This is a genomic window from Halorientalis brevis (genome assembly GCF_023077655.1).
Genome location: NZ_JALLGV010000009.1, coordinates 184668 through 201607, shown reverse-complemented (window position 1 = coordinate 201607; position 16940 = coordinate 184668). Strand labels below are relative to the sequence as shown.

Sequence of the window (16940 nt, the reverse complement as noted above, 5' to 3'; positions counted from 1 at the left end):
CTTCGTTTCACCGGGGACCGACAGCGATAATGGCAATTGTGACACACCTCCGGGTAGATGCCCTCCTCACGACGTCAAATTCTCGGCTTGTCCGCCCTGGGGGTGAGCGGTGCGGCCGGCCTCGCATCGCTCGCAACCCAGGAGGACACAGATCGCCAGTCACCGTCCGACTGGCCGATGGCTCGGTATGACCCGCCCGGGACCGGATACAACCCCCAGGCAGCAGGACCGACCGACGACGTGGCGGTCGCTTGGACACACGAGGCACCGGCCTGGTTTCGCGGGAGCACGCAGCCGGTCCGGCAGGGTGAGACGCTGTATGTCGGTGGCAACGGACTCCTGGCCCTCGATACCGAGACTGGCCAGCGGCGATTCAGCGTCCAGGGGCCGTATCACTCGAGTCCAACGGTTGCGCCAGCGTCGATCTATCGGACCAAGACACTCGGGATCACCGGCCCGACCGGTATTTACGGGCTCAACGCTCGTGGCGGACAGCCACTCCCCCTGACGGACCAGACAGTCGGTGGCGAGCGATGGACAGGGCCACGATCGCCCGCGCCCGGCTTCTTCGGGCCGGCCGAGGCAACGAGCCCAGTCACTGCGAACGGGCGGATCTACACGGCAGTCCCCGGGACGAATTCAGTCGTGGCGGTGGAGCCGAACAATGGAGAGGTGCTCTGGCGGCAAACCCATCACGAAGACGAAGGGATCAGTGGCCCCTACAGCAGACCCGCGGTGGATGACGGACTCGTGGTCGTCACTGCCTGGCCGGAACAGGCCACTGCGTACCGTGCTGATACCGGCGAGCAACACTGGCATCGTGAACTCGGTAAATCGACGGTTCTCCCGCCGATCGCAACGGACGAGGGCGTCGTTATCCCGACGCGTGAGTCCGTGCAGTTGCGTGCCCGCGCTGACGGGTCGCTCCTCTGGGAGCGCGACCTGGCGGGGAATGCGACTGACAGCACGCCAGCAGTTGCCAACGGCACGATCTTTGTCGCCGATGAGCAGGCGTCACTCCACGCGCTGTCACTGGCCACCGGTGAGACACGGTGGACAGCACCGTTCGAGGGAGAGACGACGCCCGTCGTCACTGACAACCGGGTCTACGCCGTCGACTCGCTGTGGGCGCTGAAAGCGTTCGACGTCGCCACGGGTGAGCAGCAGTTCGAGTATCACCCATCGGAGGTCCCCCTCTCGCCACCGATCGTCGGCGACGGCATGCTCTATCTGGCCAACCGTGGCCGCATCCTCGCGCTGGAGGACGCATAATGCCTGGTGAAGAGAACGACGAGCCCGAGATGGATGCCCGATCGAGACAGGCCTCACCAGCCACTCGCCTGTCCACCGTGGGCGTGATACGGGCTGCGCTCCGACGCATTCGTCGCGATCCAGTCCTCGCTGTTCCATTCGCCGTCGTTGGGGTGCTGGTCGCGCTGGCAGACTGGCTTCGCCAGTCCGACCCGATTCCGGTGGCAGCACCGGACGCGTTCAGTGATTCGGTGAGTCTCCAGTACTCCGTGCTTCCGCAGGGGACCGCACGCACGGTCCGGCAGGTTGATGCGCTGATCGACCTCACACTGCCGTATCTCCTCTGGGCCGTCGGACTCGAACTCGTCGTTGCGCTCGCTGTCGGTCTCGCGGGGTGGCTGACGATCAGCCGAACACTCGATAGCCGCTCTCACCCCAGGACGCTGGGCAGGTATCTGCTCGCCCTGGGTGCGATCGTCTCGCTCCCGCAGCTGCTGGGCGTCTCACCCGTCAATATCGACAATTTCCTGCTTGGACTCGCTCTGCTGGCTGCACTCTTGTTCGTCTTCGTCCGGCTGTTCCTCGTCCCCGCATTCCTGGTTACAGGGAGCGGGTTTGTGGCGGCACTCCGGCAGAGCGCCCGCCGGTCACGCGGACACGGCATGACGTTCGCCGGCCTCATCATCGTCGTTGGACTCGCCTCCTGGGGACTCGCAACCGTGCCGATCGCCGGTGGCTTGCTGAGTACGGCACTCGTGGCACCGGTCCACGCCGTCGCGCTCGGAATCATCTCCTCTCCCGAAACTGATGACGTAGACGCGACTCCGTCCACTCGTCCCGGTGACCGTGATGGTAATTCAGACGGCGATCGATAACCGCGTTCGTCTGTTCGCTCCCGGCGTCGATCGCGACCAGTTCGTCCTCAGGAACACGTCGAGCCGCCACTGGTTCCTTCGTCCTCGAATGTCAGCGTGTGTTGCTGGCCTGGTCTCGTACAGGTCTTGATCGTGGTGTAGACGTGCGTCTCGTTGTCACGGAGTTCCTCGACGATGTACACCGTCACGTCGCCCCGAGTCCACCCATCGATCGTGGTCGTCACTTTTTCGCCGGGGGCAACGGTGATGTGTTGCGCTGGGATTCCATCATCGGCCAGCGTCACGTTGTGATCCCTGTCCGACCAGACCAACTGCGAGAGCGTCTTGAGGCGGCGTTCATCAGCCCGGGTCGTGACCTCGAAGTTCATGTACATCGCTTTCTCTCTGCTTTCGACAGTGTATGCGGACAGCTGATACGAGGTCGTGTCGTTATTTTCGACAGTCAGTGTGGGCTGGGCGGGTCCCGACACGGTATCGTACAGGACAACGCCACTCACGAGCGCCAACCCGAGGAGGAGCGCAATCGTTCGGCGGGAGACCATCCGTACGGTGCACTACCTGCAGGGGGCAAAATATCATTCCGATTGCTCACTCCCTCTTTGGGAGTGGGCTCGCAGTACTGGCGCTTCGGAATCTCACGAACCTCGATGGCCGCATCGCGTACGCGGACGCGAAAGAGTCCCGTTCGCAGAAAAACTAGTTCCCGCAGCCAGTGGCCTCCTCCTCGGTGGCAGTCTCGGCATCGGGGCCTGGAGGTTCCCCAAACTGTCTGCGGGCAGTATTGCGGCATTTTCCCTCGGCGTCATCCCCGTGATGCACGACTTCTGGGCCGTCGACGACGAGCAGGGGGGAGGAACCGACCTCGTTCCTACAGACCCTCACCCTCCTCCGCGCTGCGATCGCGTTCTTCCAGCGTACAAGTCAGGACTAGATCCCGGCTGGGTGCCACAGCCAGTGGGTCACCTGTTCGACCGTCGTGAGGGCTGTTTCACCCCACGAGAACAGCTCGTGAATCCCGAACCAGAGTCAGTGGGAGTAGTGGTGTATCCCGCGCTGGAAGGAGAGTACACCGAGGACTGTGCTTATCGTCGCAGAGAGGCCACCCGGCGACGTGTCACGGGATCTGTCAGACATGGGAACGACGACGTAGTACGATCCGTTCCGAGCGAGAAGCCGCTCAGCATGTTGGAGCTCACTGCGAACGGTGACGTTTCCGGTCTCGACGGCCGTTGTCAGCGGGGCAGACCAGTGCCGAGTCGACACAGAGAGATTGGCCAACACTGCTCGCGCTGGAACCGGTTGCAGTGCGAGTGTCGTGTTTTCCTGGTTCTCGGTTGAGACCTGTTTATAGAACTCACCGTGATAGCTGTATCCCCGCCAGTTGTCGGGGCCGGTTGGCACCGTGAGATTCCCCGCTGTCAGTTGTGACTCGAGGGCACATCGGTCCGATACGCCAATCGGATAGCAATCGATCTGGAGCCCCGACTGGCCGCCGATTGCGCCTTCTGCTCTGTGTGCCGCTCTGTCTGGGCCAGAAAACGAGAGCGCATCCCGTTCTGGCTGCACCTCGACAGCAGTGTACTGAACGGTCCCAGTCAGTCCGAGTGCGCTCGGTAACCCGCCGACGAGCGGATGGAGCACCAGGATACTACCGAGGCTCAGAAAGACGAGTGCCTTGAATCGGTGTGAGGGAGACCACCCACGGAACAGCGGATCCGTGGAGCCCTCTTCAGGTTCAGGGCTCATAACTCTCTCGTCGACGGCATCGTGTTTGAATATTGTCTATTCGGAGTGGCTATGACACAGAGGACAGCGACCACGTACTCGAAGTATTCAGTCGTACTATATTTGGGGCGTACAATATGATGGGGGAACGAGTCGTGTTTCGTAACGAGGCTATCGGTCTCTCACCCAGTGAGCCACTGGTGAGCACTGTGCTCCGGTAACCAAATCCTCTTTTGGCACTCGTAGTGATACCTGCATCATGGAGCAGGCCGATGAACAGCCACGGGACGCCAGTCCGACGCTCGATCGGAAGCCCTCGTTTGGCCACCTCCTCGTGGTCTGGTTTCTCGTCGGCTCGTCGTTCTGGACCCTCGGATTCGCCCTGGTCGATGCAGTTTCGGTTGCCGTCCCCCTCTCGCGAATGGGTACCGGGCTGCTGTGTGGGACGATCGTCGTTGTCCTGCTCTGGGCAGTCGGGTGGTACCCCTCACTCTCGGCCAGCGTAGGGTACTTCGTCGCTGAAGCAGCCGTCAATCTGCTGTTGTTCTTTGGGATCGCTCCTGTGTTCAGTAGCGAGCTGACGCCCTGGCTTGAAGTTGGCCTCCATACCACTTCGATAACCCTGGCGGCGGCACTCGTTTTCTCGAACAGCGGCAGACGGATACGACGCTGGATCAGCCACCGCACCCGCGCACTGCTTAAACTGCCATCCGAAGACCATTCACCCAGTCAGGAGTGAAGAAACCTCCCTGACACCCGTTCGTAAGAGGGAGGTGAATCTCCTTTATCTTCTCAGGGTTCCCCATTTACAACGGGGGCCGATTGGCCAGGTTGGTTGCCGGCCAGCCAGTTCCCAATGCGTGCGCCAACTTCGCCGATGAGGGCAGCGATCCCGAATCCACAGAGTGCAATCACGAGCGTGAGAGCAACCGTAAGGACCGTCGCGCTTGTCACGAACCAGGCTGGCCCGGCCAACCCCGATGTCGCCGCCAACAGATCGAACAGGATCCACAACACTGGGAGTCCGCCAAGAAGCCCGACCCGGATTCCGACTCCGCGACTCTCACCGCCTGTTCTGGTGACCAGATAGCCCGCGAGCATCCCACCAAACACCACTGCTCCGAGTGAGAGTTCGGACCCTGTGTGCCAGTAACTGAAGGTGGTGAACGGAAGGGAGGTCAACCCACCGACGAGGGCGTACTTCAACCGTGTCGATTCGTGCTGTGGAGGAGGACCAGTTTCAGGCATACTGTCTCGAGTCGCATGTGAGGTCGGTGTGTTATAAAGGAGGTGGCAGAGTCACACGCTCGTTAACTCTTCCGAAGAAAGACTAATATGGTTCTGTCACGAGTATGATTGGATCAAGGCGACGGTTGTTTATGAGTCACAATGGGGCAGTGCGGAAGCCCGCGAGTGGACGCGTTGGTAGCCGACTCAGGTAGGCACTCTGTTACCCCTCGGCGGGGATTGCGTGGACCCAACAACGATGCTGCAATCAAGGCATCACGCCGGCGTAGGCGTTCCGGATGTCTAATACAACGGCCCGAGACCAACACTAACTCGGACTGCATTCAGGCGTTGCGTGGTGGTCAGGAGTACGTCTGTCCCCCCGAGATGGGGACCTGCTCACTGTCGCACCAGTCGGGGATTGCTCCGGTGACTTGTTGCCGTGGTGAACTTTTTTGTCACCTGTGTGTGAATAGTATCGCAGGATTATGACGACCCTCCAACGACTGCGAACTGACCTCCACCGACAGTGGGATGCGACGACGCTCGGCTTTGGTGCCCTGTTCGCGACGCTCTTTGGTATTCAACTCTGGACGATGCTGGTCACAGAGACCACGCAGGTCATCGTGGACGGCTTCGGCCCCCAGTCAGTCCCGATGTTCACCACGTCGGCGGTGGCATCGCTCGTCGGCCTTGGGGGAGGGACGCTCGTGTACGTTCGGTATCGTGCTCTCGACCTCGGCATGTCGTGGCCCCGGGAGGGGACCTGGCCGATCGCCCTGGCGGTCATCGTCGCTCCAGCGTTGCTTGCTGTTGCCGTCTCAGCCGTGGGAAACGCGCTGTTCGGTGTCTCGCTGAGTGCGATAACACAACAGTGGCTCAGTCCACAGGTCTCGGCTGAGTTCGTCTTCTTGCATCTCGTCCCATCGGACGTCTTCCGTGGGATCGGCGCAGGCCTCCTGATCTGTGGGGTCATCTACGAGTCCGTTCACAGGTTGGTTGGAGCCGACGACGCGGCCGGCTTAGCAGCCCTGTTCATCGGGTACTATTGGCTCATGCCGTGGTCACCGATCCCCACCATTCCACCGAGTCTCACCGACAGCATCCTCTTCGCGCTGACACTGCTACTCGCCGTTGCGTTCGGCATGGCCGTGGGCGTCCTGTATCGGACACTGTCCGACTCCCAGCATGCGAGCGCCTTGGCTCGCCGGGACATCCCCGTTTTCGGCGTTGCCTTCGTTGGCATCCTGGGTATCGCGTCTGATCTGCTCACCTTCCCCCAAGACGTTCGTCACCTCCTCTGGATCCTCGTTCTCGGCCTTGCTGTCATCGGCTACGCCCGGACGCGGTCGGTGTGGGTGGCTGTCCTCTCACTCGTCACGTATCACGTTGGAGTCAGCGCTGTGGTCTGGGTCGAGGCTTCGCTCGGACTGGCCGTCATGTGATCCAGTCTGACGGACAGCTCGTGGTGGTGTCGTCCACAGTGGGGGATGGCGAGAACGACTTCCTGTTCGACCGGAAGCACGACCTGCACGCCGAAAGTGACGCCACAAGTGCCCATTCAGGCAACGACCTGCAGAGTGGCGATATTTCCAGACTCCGTCACGGTGTGATCTACTTCCGCTGGCCCCCTCGGGATAGGACTCGGAGTGACAGAGCTGATAGGTTCCTTGATCGGGTGGCTACTCGCGATCGTGTGGGCGATGAGAAACCGACGTGAGCACGAGAAAACTGTCGAATACAGCTATCAGAGATCCGATCTGCCACTGTTTGGTCCGACAGTTCCGTCTACAACCGTTAGCAATTTGATGATACTGGCCGGGGTTCATCCGCTTACGGCTGGGAACTCGAGTGTCACGATCGTCCCACGGGGTTCGTTGTCCGCGATCGTGACTGTCCCCCCAAGTCGAGTTGCCAGCCAGTTAACCAGCCACAGGCCGATCCCACTCCCGTGCATGAGCGAGGTCTCTTCCCCTTCGCTGATCGTTTTGCGCTCCATCTCTGGCAGGCCGGCCCCCGTATCCACGACGCGAATGCGAACAGACTCATCGGATTGGACATCCAGTGTGACCGTCGGAGATTCCTGATCGCTGTGACTCAGCGCGTTCTCCACTAGCTCGTCCAGGATGCGCCGGAGCGCCGCTTCATTCCCCTGAATCGACGTCTCCGCTCCGGTCACCTCGATCGTGGCGGCAGGGTACGCCTCGAGATATGACGCCGCGATATCCTCTAAAAGGGGTTGAATGGCTACCGTCTCGACGATCTGGTCGTCGTCGGCACCCCGTTCGAACTGCTGGGCCTTCTGCGTGAGATCGATGAGCTCCCGTGAGCTCTCTTTGATCTGTTTGGTTCCAGTAAGCGCCGTCTCGAAGGGGAACGAGGTGACGTGCTCTATAGCGCGGTCGAACGTCGCGAGCTCACGTTGGAGCGACGTCGACAGATCAGCTAGCTCGGCCACGTGGCCGATGACCGCTCCGGGAGAGTGGTCTTCGTTGAGGGAATCGAGGGCCTGCAGCGTCGAGAGTTCCTCTTCGAGGAGATCGGCGTAGCCCATGACTGTACTGAGATTGTTGCGGAGGTTGTGCCGAAGAATCCGATTCAGTACCATCAACCGCTGTTCACGTTGTTTCCGAGCCGTGATGTCCTGAATCGCCCCGTGGAGGACGGTCTTCCCGTTCCGGACGCACCGTTGGCCGGTCGTCCGGACCCAGCGCGTTCGCCCGTCGGCGGTCACCAATCGTGCTTCGATATCGTACTCGATTCCCTGGTTCCGGCACTGGTCGACAGCCTGCTGGATGGTCTCCTGATCGTCGGGGTGGAAGAACTCGATCGCGTCGTCGATGCTCGGCTCGTACGAATCTGGCACCCCGTGGAGCTGCCGTGTCCCATCCGTCCAGCGAAGCGTCTGCGTCTCCGCCACGTACTCCCAGCCACCTGTACCAACCAACTGCTCAGTGTGGGCGAGCAAATCACGGTTCCGTTCGAGTTCCCGTTGGCGGTCGACGAGATCGGAGATGTCCCGCATTGTGATCACGACGCCGTCGACCGTTCCGTCCGGGTCTTCCAGGGGATAGTAACGAATATCGAACGTCCGATCGCCCGTTGACGGACTCGAACGGGCCATTCGGTACGACACCACCTCACCGTCGAGTGCCTGCTCGAAGTGGGGCTCGATCGTCTCGAGCCTGTCGGCATCGAAGACGTCCGCAAGTACCGTGTCGCCGAGTTTGTCCTGCTCGATTCCGTGAAAGCGACGATAGCGGCTGTTCGCGAAGAGATATCGATGCTCCGTATCGAGGGCTGCGATCAGATCGTGTGTCTCCTCGATGGCCCGCTTGTATTTGCGGAGCTGGTCTTCACGCGCTTTCTGGTCGGTGATATCGGTCTGAATGGCCACGAACTGCTCGATGTCGCCGTTCGACGTGACCGGGGCGATCGTCTGATGAGCGGTATAGTGGTCACCATTCTTGCGACGGTTGATGATCTCCTCTTCCCACACGTCGCCTGCGCTGATCGTCTCCCAGAGGCGCTGATAGTACTCCTGGGCGTGCTCACCCGAGTTGAGAATGGTCGGTGTGCGACCGATGGCCTCCGCAGCGGCATAGCCCGTGATGGCTTCGAACGCAGGATTGACGTACGTGATCGTCCCGTCAGGCGCGGTAATGAAGATGGCATGGCCAGCCGCTTCGACGGCGCGTTCAAGGCTGGCGGTGGTGGATGGCTGATGGGTATCGGTATCTGTCATCGTTGATGAATCCGGACGAACAGGGGCTCACCTGCGGTATTCGGTGAGACATGGGTCGAGCGGTTCGTCCAGTGCTGTCCGACCTGTCGCAAGCCATGTAAATAATTGGTGGGACTCAGCTGTCACAGAGTGAAACTGGTGGCGTCTGGTTCGCAGCGATCTGGGTGGCTCGACGCTTCTGGTCGCAATCGTTCCCGCTGGAGAGCATGACGACGCCCGACTGCGATCGGTTTGTCTGGGTTCGTCGGGGATGCGTGCGTCGAGGACCTGATCGAGTGGTTCGGCGAGAGCGTCGCGACTCACGTCTCCTCCCACCGATACGGTGTGACCCGACGGGGCCGTCCATTGACATTCTCCCCGCGCTAAAGCGCGAGGATTCCTCCGTGGGGCGTCGGGCCGTTCCATCGGCCCCCGAAGGCAACTTCCTCACCTCGCGTGGTGGTACCGGGTTCGTGCGCTACACGTCGGCCCTCGAAACGAGGGGATGGCGTATTCGGCGTCCGAGAGGGACCGGTATCCGCTTGTGCCGTACCCGATACCGCCTGAACCGAGGCGTCCGAATGCCGGGCAACCGTCCACGGTTGGAACGTGAGCGGACACGGGTCGTGCCTTCGACCATACTCCGCCGACGAGGGCGGAGTGCAACCGCGAACGGGGCATGTTTTGGTGTGCTGTCGCTCCCTCGTTTGCGCGGTCGTTGCCGACCGTCTCCAGTGACGGGTAGGGGTACTGTGAGGACGGCGGACGAACCTCAACAACGTACTCCTCACCGTTTGCCGGTGGTGGGCGTGGAACCGTCCGTATCAGCGGGAAGCGACCCCGAGTCTTCCTGTTGAGAGTATACGCGAGTTGTCTTACCGCACGATACGACGCTTGACTACTTGGGAATCTCGGTTGTGGAGGGTTTGTCGGCTTCATCCCCGAGTGAACGGCGAGGCTTTCGCCTCGAATTCTCCGTAAGGGAGGGCGGACGGACTCGCGGGACTCGGCTGATAGAATCTGGCTGGTGACACTCCTCGCTCTGGGGGACCGTCGCGTCCCGCGCTGGCGCTTCGAATCGCGAAATCTCGACGACACGGTATTGGTCGGTGAACGTAACACAGATTCGACAGTTATTTTGAAAGGGGTTTCTCACCCGCTATTCGTATGCCCTCCAGCAAGAACATCGTAACAGCTGCACTGCTCTTCAGTGTCCTCCTTTCACTGACGGGATGTACAGCGCTCTTCGAGGAGCCTGCCACGGTCCGCTGTTCATCGGAAACCAGGTCTGACGGTGAGGCTGTGATCAGTGGGTTCACGGCGACCGGGCATGATGGGGCAGTGTACCTCGTTGTCCCGGCCATCCGTGAGCAACTCGACCGATTCAATGTGAGCCGCATCGCCGTCTTTGACCGCCGTGGCGAGCTGGCGTACGATATTCCCGTCGACGAAGACAACTTTGCGATGAACAAGATGGAAGCCCCCCAGGTTAGTGACGGGGAGATTCCATACGCCGTCGCCATCGGTGCGGCCCCACAGCACGGCTGGTATCGAGTCGTGGTCTACAACGGAAGCGGTGGCGCGGTCCAGACGACGACCGGCGGGTTCAACTGCTATAGCGACGAATCCCTGTCACCGTAGGCACTGACTGCCTCCCGCTCCGGGTCGGGGCTTTGAATTCCGTTACGCCCCATTCGACAGCGAAGGAGGACGGACGTTCCCGCTTGCCGACGTCCGTCGGAGTTGAGACAGTCTCTCGCGCGACCGGTGATGAACCGTCCTGCGACAGCGGTGATGAGAACCGGCCCTATGAGGAAGCATGAACTACTAGGCATTCGCAACGAAGAGGAGACTTTCAGACCGTGTCTCCTACGATTGTCGTCAGCAGCGTCGTGCAAGAAACACAGCGCGAGTCTTGCACGACGATCTGCTCACATAGCGGGCAAGGAGACTCGGTCTCACGCGGGGCCATACATCGACGCCGAACCAACTCCCACAACGTTCGTGTGGCTATCAACAATACGGATACAACCGCCACAGTTCGACAGTAGTAGCGGAATGAGATAGCCAGGAGATTCCGGCGGGCTCATAACCCGCAGACCGGTGGTTCAAATCCACCTCCCGCTATATTCTGTCGCTCACAAATCGTGAGCGACGAAATCGCTGTGTGGAGTTGAAGCAGGGAGTGGAGTATCACGGAACGACCGTGGTTCAAATCCACCGCCCGCTATATTCTGTCGCTCACAAACCGTGAGCGACGAACATAGCTGCGTGGATTAGAACCTGGGAACGAGGGAGCGAAGCGATCGACGTTCACGTGGTTCAAATCCACCGCCCGTTATAATTAGAATACCACTCTCGGGTCCGCCTCTTTCACCCGACGCTGATTTCATGCCGATTATATACGTCGGTTGAATACTCACTATCAGGTGTCTTTCTGGTGAGCCTTGCGTCAAATCTGATTCCCATCGTCGTGACGATCCTCGGGCTGGGTGTCGTCTCCCAAATAATCGCAGATCGGCTTGAAGTTCCGAGTGTCCTCTTTCTCGTCGTTGCTGGGCTCGCCGTGGGCCCCGAAGGGCTGGGAATCGTGACTGCGGATTCGTTCGGACAGAGCCTCTCCGGAATCGTGGGACTGAGTGTCGCCATCATCATCTTCGAGGGGTCGTTCCATCTGACGCTGGACAAACTCCGGCAGACGCCGCGAGAGGCGCTTCGACTCATCACACTGGGGGCCATTATTGGGCTGGTCGGAACTGCCCTAGCCGTCCGCTTTGCGCTCGGTGTCTCCTGGGGACTGTCGTTCCTGATCGGGTCGCTGCTCGTTGCGACCGGCCCAACCGTGATCACACCCATTCTGGACGTGGTCCCAGTGCGAGATCGCGTTGCAGCCGCGCTCGAAACCGAAGGGATCGTCAACGACGTGACGGCGGCGATTCTGGCAGTCGTCACCTTCGAGTTGGTGGTCCTCGGCAATCACGAGAACGCCGGGCTGGTCGAAGCCTTCCTGTCGCGGCTCGGGATCGGCATGCTCGTTGGACTGTTTACCGCTGGCGTCATGTGGTATCTCCTCGAACACGTTGACCTCTCCCCGACGAATGCGATTCAGAACTCCAGATTGCTGGTGTTGGTTGGGGCGATTGCTACCTATGGACTGGCCGAATCCATCGCCGGCGAAGCAGGTATCGCCGCGGTCGCGACAGCGGGACTGTTGCTCGGGAACGCAGACATTCCATACGAGGACGAGATTGCAGCGTTCAAAGGTGACATCACGCTCATCGTCCTTTCGTTCGTGTTCATCACGCTCGCAACCCTGCTTTCGATCGAGGACCTGCTGGCCCTCGGGCTGGGTGGGTGGCTCGTTGTGCTCGCTATCGTCCTCATCATTCGGCCGCTCCTCGTGTTCGTCTGCACAGTCGGTGAGCGGTTCACCTTCCGCGAGCGGGTGTTCATGAGTACGGTCGCGCCACGGGGAATTATCCCGGCGAGCGTCGCAACGCTGTTTGCCATTCAACTACGCCCGACGAATCCAGAGGCAGCCTCGGTACTGGTCGGGACTGTCTTCCTCGTCATCCTCACGACGGTCGTTTTCGAAGGTGGCTTGGCCCGGCACATCGCACAGTTCCTCAACGTCCTGCCTATGCGCGTGATTATCGTCGGCGGCGGTCGTGTTGGCAAAGACCTGGCCGAACGACTCGAAGAGCGTGGCGAGAACGTCGTCATCATCGATGCCGATCAAGAGATGGTCACCAACGCTCGCAACGCTGGCTACACCGTCCATCACGGGAACGGAACCGATACTGCAGACCTCGAAGCCGCTGGCGCAGCGAACGCCAAGATCGTCGCCGCTGCCACTGGTGACGACGACGTGAATCTGCTGGTTTCGCAACTCGCCAGTACGAAGTTCGGCGTCGACACCGTCCTCGCCCGTGTGAACAAACCCGGCAACGAGGAAGCGTTCGAGGAACTCGGAGTGCGGGCTATCTCGGCTGGCAAATCCATCTCGTGGGCGATGGACAACGTCATCGAACGCCCGGCACTCTCCGAGTGGATGACCGAACTCGGCCGGTCGGGTGACGTCCAAGAGATCGAGGTCACCGCAGACGACCTCGTCGGGAAATCGATCAGCGACCTCGATACAGAGTTGCCCGACGGTGTTCTCATCGCGCTCGTCGGTCGTGAGGGAGACACCCAGATGCCGGAGCCGTCCTTCGAGTTAGCACATGGCGACCACATCACGTTCCTCGGGCGGAAAGATGCTGTCCGGAAAGCCATTACCCGCTGTCATCCCGAACGAGCCTGAGCCAGATAGTAACGTTAGCTTTCCGAAGCAAGCTCTGGGTGGTCACTGGTTGCATCGTGAGAGAGAACGAGGATGGAGTCGGCATCAGACTCCTGTGTGGAAATGATGAACTGCGTTCGTTTCTCACCAGAACCACGGACCTGGTACTCGATGGTGAGTGAGTCGGGATAGTCGAACTCACCTGCGATTGCGTCGACGGCTTCTTGCAACTTGCTCGGCGACGGGTCTTTCTGCGAACGGTTCGTCTCCATGACCATTTCTTCAAAACGGACCAATGAGAATATTATGTCCGGTTTGACAGAATTTATGCCGGCACAGGAGTGAGCGTCTCGACTAGACTAAGCGGATGATGTTCCCGTTCGTGGTGATGTGGAGGTCACGACCGACTTCGTATCCCTCGTTATCGGCCAGATCGACGTAGCCCGAGAAGCCCTTCATGTTCTGGTGGGCAGGAATCACGTGCTGGGGCTGGAGTGCATCCAGCATCTGGTAGTGACCTTCCTGGCGGAGGTGGCCGGAGACGTGGACGTCGTCGTAGATGCGTGCGCCCTGCATCCCGAGGAGTTTCTCAGCCTGGTAGCGGTTGCCCTCGTTGGTTGGCTCTGGGATGACCCGTGCGGAGAAGATGACCTTGTCACCGTCATCCAGTTCGTACGGCGTCTCGCCGCGTCCCATCCGCGTGAGCATCGCCCGCGGCTCACCCTGATGCCCGGTGACGACAGGAAGGAAGTTCTCCTTGCCTTCCTTCATGATGCGCTCGAACGCTCGGTCGACGGACTTGCGGTGGCCGTACATCCCGAGGTCGTCGGGGAACGACGCGGCACCGACGCGTTCGGCCGTCCCGGAGTATTTCTCCATGGACCGGCCGAGCAAGACCGGCTGGCGACCGATGTTCTCCGCGAATTCGACGAGACTCGTGACACGGGCGATGTGGCTGGAGAACGTCGTCGCGACGATTCCCCCATCGTAGTCTTCGAGACTCCGCATGACGTCTCTGAGCTGGCTCCGGGCGACTGCCTCGCTCGGCGTTCGCCCCTTCTTGTTCGCGTTGGTGCAGTCCTCGATGTAGCAGAGGACGCCATTGTCTTCGCGCCCGATCTCGCGAAAGCGCTTCATGTCGATGGGATCGCCGATGACCGGCGTGTGATCCATGCGCTTGTCCAGCCCGTAGACGATTGCGCCTTCAGGCGTGTGGAGGACCGGATTGATGGCGTCGATGATCGAGTGGGTGACGTTGACGAACTCCAGTTCGTTGCGCTCGCCGATGGACATCGTCTCGCCGGCTTCCATCTTGATCAGGTCGTTCTGGACGTTGAACTTCCCCTCGTCGTTGATCTCCTCTTTGACGAGTTCGAGCGTGAACGGACTCGCGACGATCGGCGCGTCGTACCGGTGGGCGAGTTTCGAGATCGCCCCGATGTGGTCGAGGTGACCGTGCGTCGGCACGATCGCTTTCACCTCACCGTCGAGGTCGGACATGATCCGATCGTCAGGAATTGCGCCCATGTCGATGAGATCGAGCGAGTGCATTCGCTCGGTTTCGACGTTGTCGTGAATCAGTACTTTCGAGAGGTTCAGGCCCATGTCGAAGACGACGATGTCGTCGCCGGCACGGACGGCTGTCATCTGGCGGCCGACCTCCTCGTAGCCGCCAATAGTTGCGATTTCGATTTCCATAGGTGGATCCGATCAGAGCAGTCCCAGAACCCGTGAGAATCCGCCAGTGATGGAGAGCAGGACGTCACAGCAGGCGTCAATGCCAAATCGCTGTGAAGGAATCGAATCGCTGCGTGTCACGCCCTTCCCGGGGACAACGCGTGTTTCGGTTACGAGGGAGTCGGTGGCCCCGACGTATATACCCCGTGGAAATCTCCAGAGCAGGCCAGTTACAGGTTGCGTTGATGGAGACAGGCGGTTACCAGAGTTGATGACACTCGGACAGGTGTGACACGTCGAAACACCCGGGCTGGATTTTAGTGAAAACGCGGCTAACGTGTGTGTATGGAGTTCAGCGTGGTACAGGGAGATATTGCGGAGGAGAGTGCGGACGCACTGGTGAACGCTGCCGGAACGAGTCTGCGGATGGGCAGCGGTGTCGCCGGTGCACTCCGGCGGAACGCCAACGGCCCCATCAACGACGAGGCCATGTCGAAAGGACCGGTGGACCTTGGAGAGGTCGCCGTCACGGACGCGTTCGACCTGGATGCTGAATACGTGATTCATGCTGCCGCGATGCCACACTACGGTGACGGCCGCGCGACGCCAGAGAGTATCCGCCAGGCGACGCGGAACACGCTCGAACGGGCCGACGAACTCGGCTGTGACTCCATCGTCATGCCGATTCTGGGAACGGGCGCAGCAGGCTTCGAGTTCGAACGCGGTGCGCGACTCGTCTGCGAAGAGATCGACGACTACGAGCCAGCAACGCTTACCGACGTCCGCGTCATCGGCTACTCCGAGCGAGAGACCGAGCAGGTCCGCGAGATTGCAGCAACACTACGGGACTAACGGACACTTTCCGCGTTGTCGGACTCGAACCGGTTCTAATCGGCAGAAGAAGGGCGTCGATAGCAGTGTAGATGAAACGCGGAAAGCGGTCACTTCGTCCAGCGGATCTCGTATTCGAGTTCGTAGCGCTGTTCACCAGTCTCCGAATCGGTCAGGCGTTCCAGTTCGACTTCGAAGCGCGGTTCCTCGGGGATGGCAACATCTCTGTCTTCGGATGCGCTCTCCAGATGCACGGAACCCGACTTTATCTCTTCAGCAGCAGTGCTGAGCGCGTCGGCGATGGCGGCTCTCGTCTGTCGCTCCTCGGTTTTGAAAAGGACCTCTTCTGGCATCATCCGCTAGTAGACTGCCTGTTCGTATAAACGGAGGAGGGAATTACCACAGCGTGAACGTCAAACGCATGTCAAAATATTCGCAGTGATGGGTCATGAGCGGAGAAGTGCTCTTCTCATATTATCAGTCATCCGTGACTAGTCGCTCCTTTTTCGAGAGGAGTTACTCGGATGGATCCTTGGAGACCGAAAGTTCGCGCAGCTCTCCGCGCGTCGACCGGAGTTCGAAGGCGAATTCATCGTCGGCCTGCTTCGTCACCCAGAGGACGCGATCCACTGCACTTGCGACCGCTGAGACTGTTGATTCGTCGTGTTCAGTGTAATCAAGACCGAAGAGACCGAACCCACCGGCCGTCCGAAGGCCCGTGATGCGGTCGAGTACGTCGGTGATCTGGCTGACGGATGCGTTCGCCAACAGCGGCGTGAGCGATGGGACAACGAGATGGCGCTCTCCGTCGTCTGGCGTTCGGTTCCTCGTGAGATCAGAGAGGGCAAGAACCAGTCGTTCGACGTCCTCCGCGGAGGGGGTGAACACCGTCGGGACCGTCTCGTACATCGCAGAAATCGATTGCTGTTCGGACACCGTGTCTACGATACAGATCGACGGCTGAGCGTTTGCATCATCGAGGGCTGTGTACGTCTCGATAGTCTTCTCGACGCCACGTGTCGTCGTGACAATGACGCCGGTATCGGTCGATTCCCCGAACTCCGCGAGCGCAAGCAAACTCAAGTCGTGAGCCGTCGGATCAAACGGACAGAGGAGTAGTGTCGTCCCCTCTCCGAGCGAGTCCGGCAGTTCACTCACAGATGGCTGCACTCGCTGCTGGTCAGATTCCTGTGCGGAGTCCATCGGTCAGCTTCCCTCCTGTTGAAGATCGCTTCTAGTGCGATGAACGTCAGAGAGCGTGTCTTCGGGATAATATCGTGCGCCACAGCGGGGACACTCTGCGACAGTGATCGTCTGGTCCTGTGAGGGAAGCGTCACGGGCAGCTCA

At 60.2% G+C, this 16940-nt stretch carries 15 protein-coding genes, 1 tRNA gene and 1 pseudogene; 9 read left to right on the top strand and 8 right to left on the bottom strand.

All coding sequences use genetic code 11. The annotated features are described in order from the left end of the window. Positions 1-87 precede the first annotated feature (87 nt). Together MU553_RS20800 and MU553_RS20795 are read left to right on the top strand one after the other, a co-directional pair. Positions 88-1272, top strand: coding sequence for a PQQ-binding-like beta-propeller repeat protein (locus MU553_RS20800; RefSeq protein WP_247381272.1), 1185 nt, complete (start codon positions 88-90; stop codon positions 1270-1272). Further along, positions 1272-2126: a hypothetical protein gene (locus MU553_RS20795; RefSeq protein ID WP_247381270.1), complete on the top strand. Its 855-nt coding sequence runs from the start codon at positions 1272-1274 to the stop codon at positions 2124-2126. The genes MU553_RS20800 and MU553_RS20795 overlap by 1 nt, the downstream gene beginning before the upstream one ends. Positions 2127-2173: 47 nt before the next feature. On the opposite strand, the gene MU553_RS20790 is transcribed toward MU553_RS20795, so the two are convergent. Continuing rightward, a complete protein-coding gene (locus MU553_RS20790; protein ID WP_247381268.1) occupies positions 2174-2668 on the bottom strand; it encodes a hypothetical protein in 495 nt (164 codons plus the stop codon). 32 nt (positions 2669-2700) lie between these two features. On the opposite strand from MU553_RS20790, the pseudogene MU553_RS23825 reads away from it, so the two are divergent. Then, positions 2701-3057, top strand: a pseudogene (locus MU553_RS23825) (DoxX family protein). A 95-nt stretch (positions 3058-3152) separates the two neighbouring features. Here the strand turns inward: MU553_RS23825 and MU553_RS23975 are convergent. Next, positions 3153-3872 (bottom strand): DUF8127 domain-containing protein, encoded by a 720-nt coding sequence (locus tag MU553_RS23975; protein WP_465262025.1) that lies wholly within the window; start codon positions 3870-3872, stop codon positions 3153-3155. 238 nt (positions 3873-4110) lie between these two features. Between MU553_RS23975 and MU553_RS20785 the strand changes: the two genes are divergently transcribed. Beyond that, positions 4111-4590, top strand: a complete 480-nt coding sequence (locus MU553_RS20785) for a hypothetical protein (protein WP_247381266.1) — start codon at positions 4111-4113, stop codon at positions 4588-4590. A 53-nt stretch (positions 4591-4643) separates the two neighbouring features. On the opposite strand, the gene MU553_RS20780 is transcribed toward MU553_RS20785, so the two are convergent. Then, complete coding sequence (locus MU553_RS20780; protein WP_247381264.1) at positions 4644-5099, bottom strand: DUF5518 domain-containing protein; 456 nt, start codon at positions 5097-5099, stop codon at positions 4644-4646. 467 nt (positions 5100-5566) lie between these two features. On the opposite strand from MU553_RS20780, the gene MU553_RS20775 reads away from it, so the two are divergent. Further along, complete coding sequence (locus MU553_RS20775) at positions 5567-6523, top strand: hypothetical protein (RefSeq protein ID WP_247381262.1); 957 nt, start codon at positions 5567-5569, stop codon at positions 6521-6523. Between the two features lie 380 nt (positions 6524-6903). Here the strand turns inward: MU553_RS20775 and MU553_RS20770 are convergent, their stop codons facing one another. Further along, positions 6904-8823 carry a sensor histidine kinase gene (locus MU553_RS20770; protein ID WP_247381260.1) on the bottom strand — a complete coding sequence of 640 codons (1920 nt, stop codon included), beginning with the start codon at positions 8821-8823 and terminating at the stop codon, positions 6904-6906. A gap of 1146 nt (positions 8824-9969) precedes the next feature. Between MU553_RS20770 and MU553_RS20765 the strand changes: the two genes are divergently transcribed. The 3 genes from MU553_RS20765 (at position 9970) to MU553_RS20755 (ending at position 13105) form a co-directional block, all read left to right on the top strand. Then, positions 9970-10443, top strand: coding sequence for a hypothetical protein (locus MU553_RS20765; RefSeq protein ID WP_247381258.1), 474 nt, complete (start codon positions 9970-9972; stop codon positions 10441-10443). A 411-nt stretch (positions 10444-10854) separates the two neighbouring features. Beyond that, positions 10855-10929: transfer RNA gene (locus tag MU553_RS20760), tRNA-Met, on the top strand. 313 nt (positions 10930-11242) lie between these two features. After that, entirely contained in the window at positions 11243-13105 is a 1863-nt protein-coding gene (locus MU553_RS20755; RefSeq protein ID WP_247381256.1) for a cation:proton antiporter domain-containing protein, read from the top strand. A 14-nt stretch (positions 13106-13119) separates the two neighbouring features. Here MU553_RS20755 and MU553_RS20750 read toward each other — a convergent pair whose 3' ends face one another. Further along, positions 13120-13356 (bottom strand): hypothetical protein, encoded by a 237-nt coding sequence (locus MU553_RS20750; RefSeq protein WP_247381254.1) that lies wholly within the window; start codon positions 13354-13356, stop codon positions 13120-13122. Positions 13357-13438: 82 nt separating this feature from the next. Then, positions 13439-14782: an RNase J family beta-CASP ribonuclease gene (locus MU553_RS20745; protein ID WP_247381251.1), complete on the bottom strand. Its 1344-nt coding sequence runs from the start codon at positions 14780-14782 to the stop codon at positions 13439-13441. Positions 14783-15106: 324 nt separating this feature from the next. Between MU553_RS20745 and MU553_RS20740 the strand changes: the two genes are divergently transcribed. Further along, positions 15107-15613 carry a macro domain-containing protein gene (locus MU553_RS20740; RefSeq protein ID WP_247381249.1) on the top strand — a complete coding sequence of 169 codons (507 nt, stop codon included), beginning with the start codon at positions 15107-15109 and terminating at the stop codon, positions 15611-15613. Positions 15614-15702: 89 nt separating this feature from the next. Here the strand turns inward: MU553_RS20740 and MU553_RS20735 are convergent, their stop codons facing one another. Both MU553_RS20735 and MU553_RS20730 read right to left on the bottom strand, forming a co-directional pair. Then, positions 15703-15945 (bottom strand): amphi-Trp domain-containing protein, encoded by a 243-nt coding sequence (locus MU553_RS20735; RefSeq protein ID WP_247381247.1) that lies wholly within the window; start codon positions 15943-15945, stop codon positions 15703-15705. Between the two features lie 163 nt (positions 15946-16108). Further along, positions 16109-16795, bottom strand: coding sequence for a DUF7504 family protein (locus MU553_RS20730; protein ID WP_247381245.1), 687 nt, complete (start codon positions 16793-16795; stop codon positions 16109-16111). Between the last annotated feature and the right edge of the window lie 145 nt (positions 16796-16940).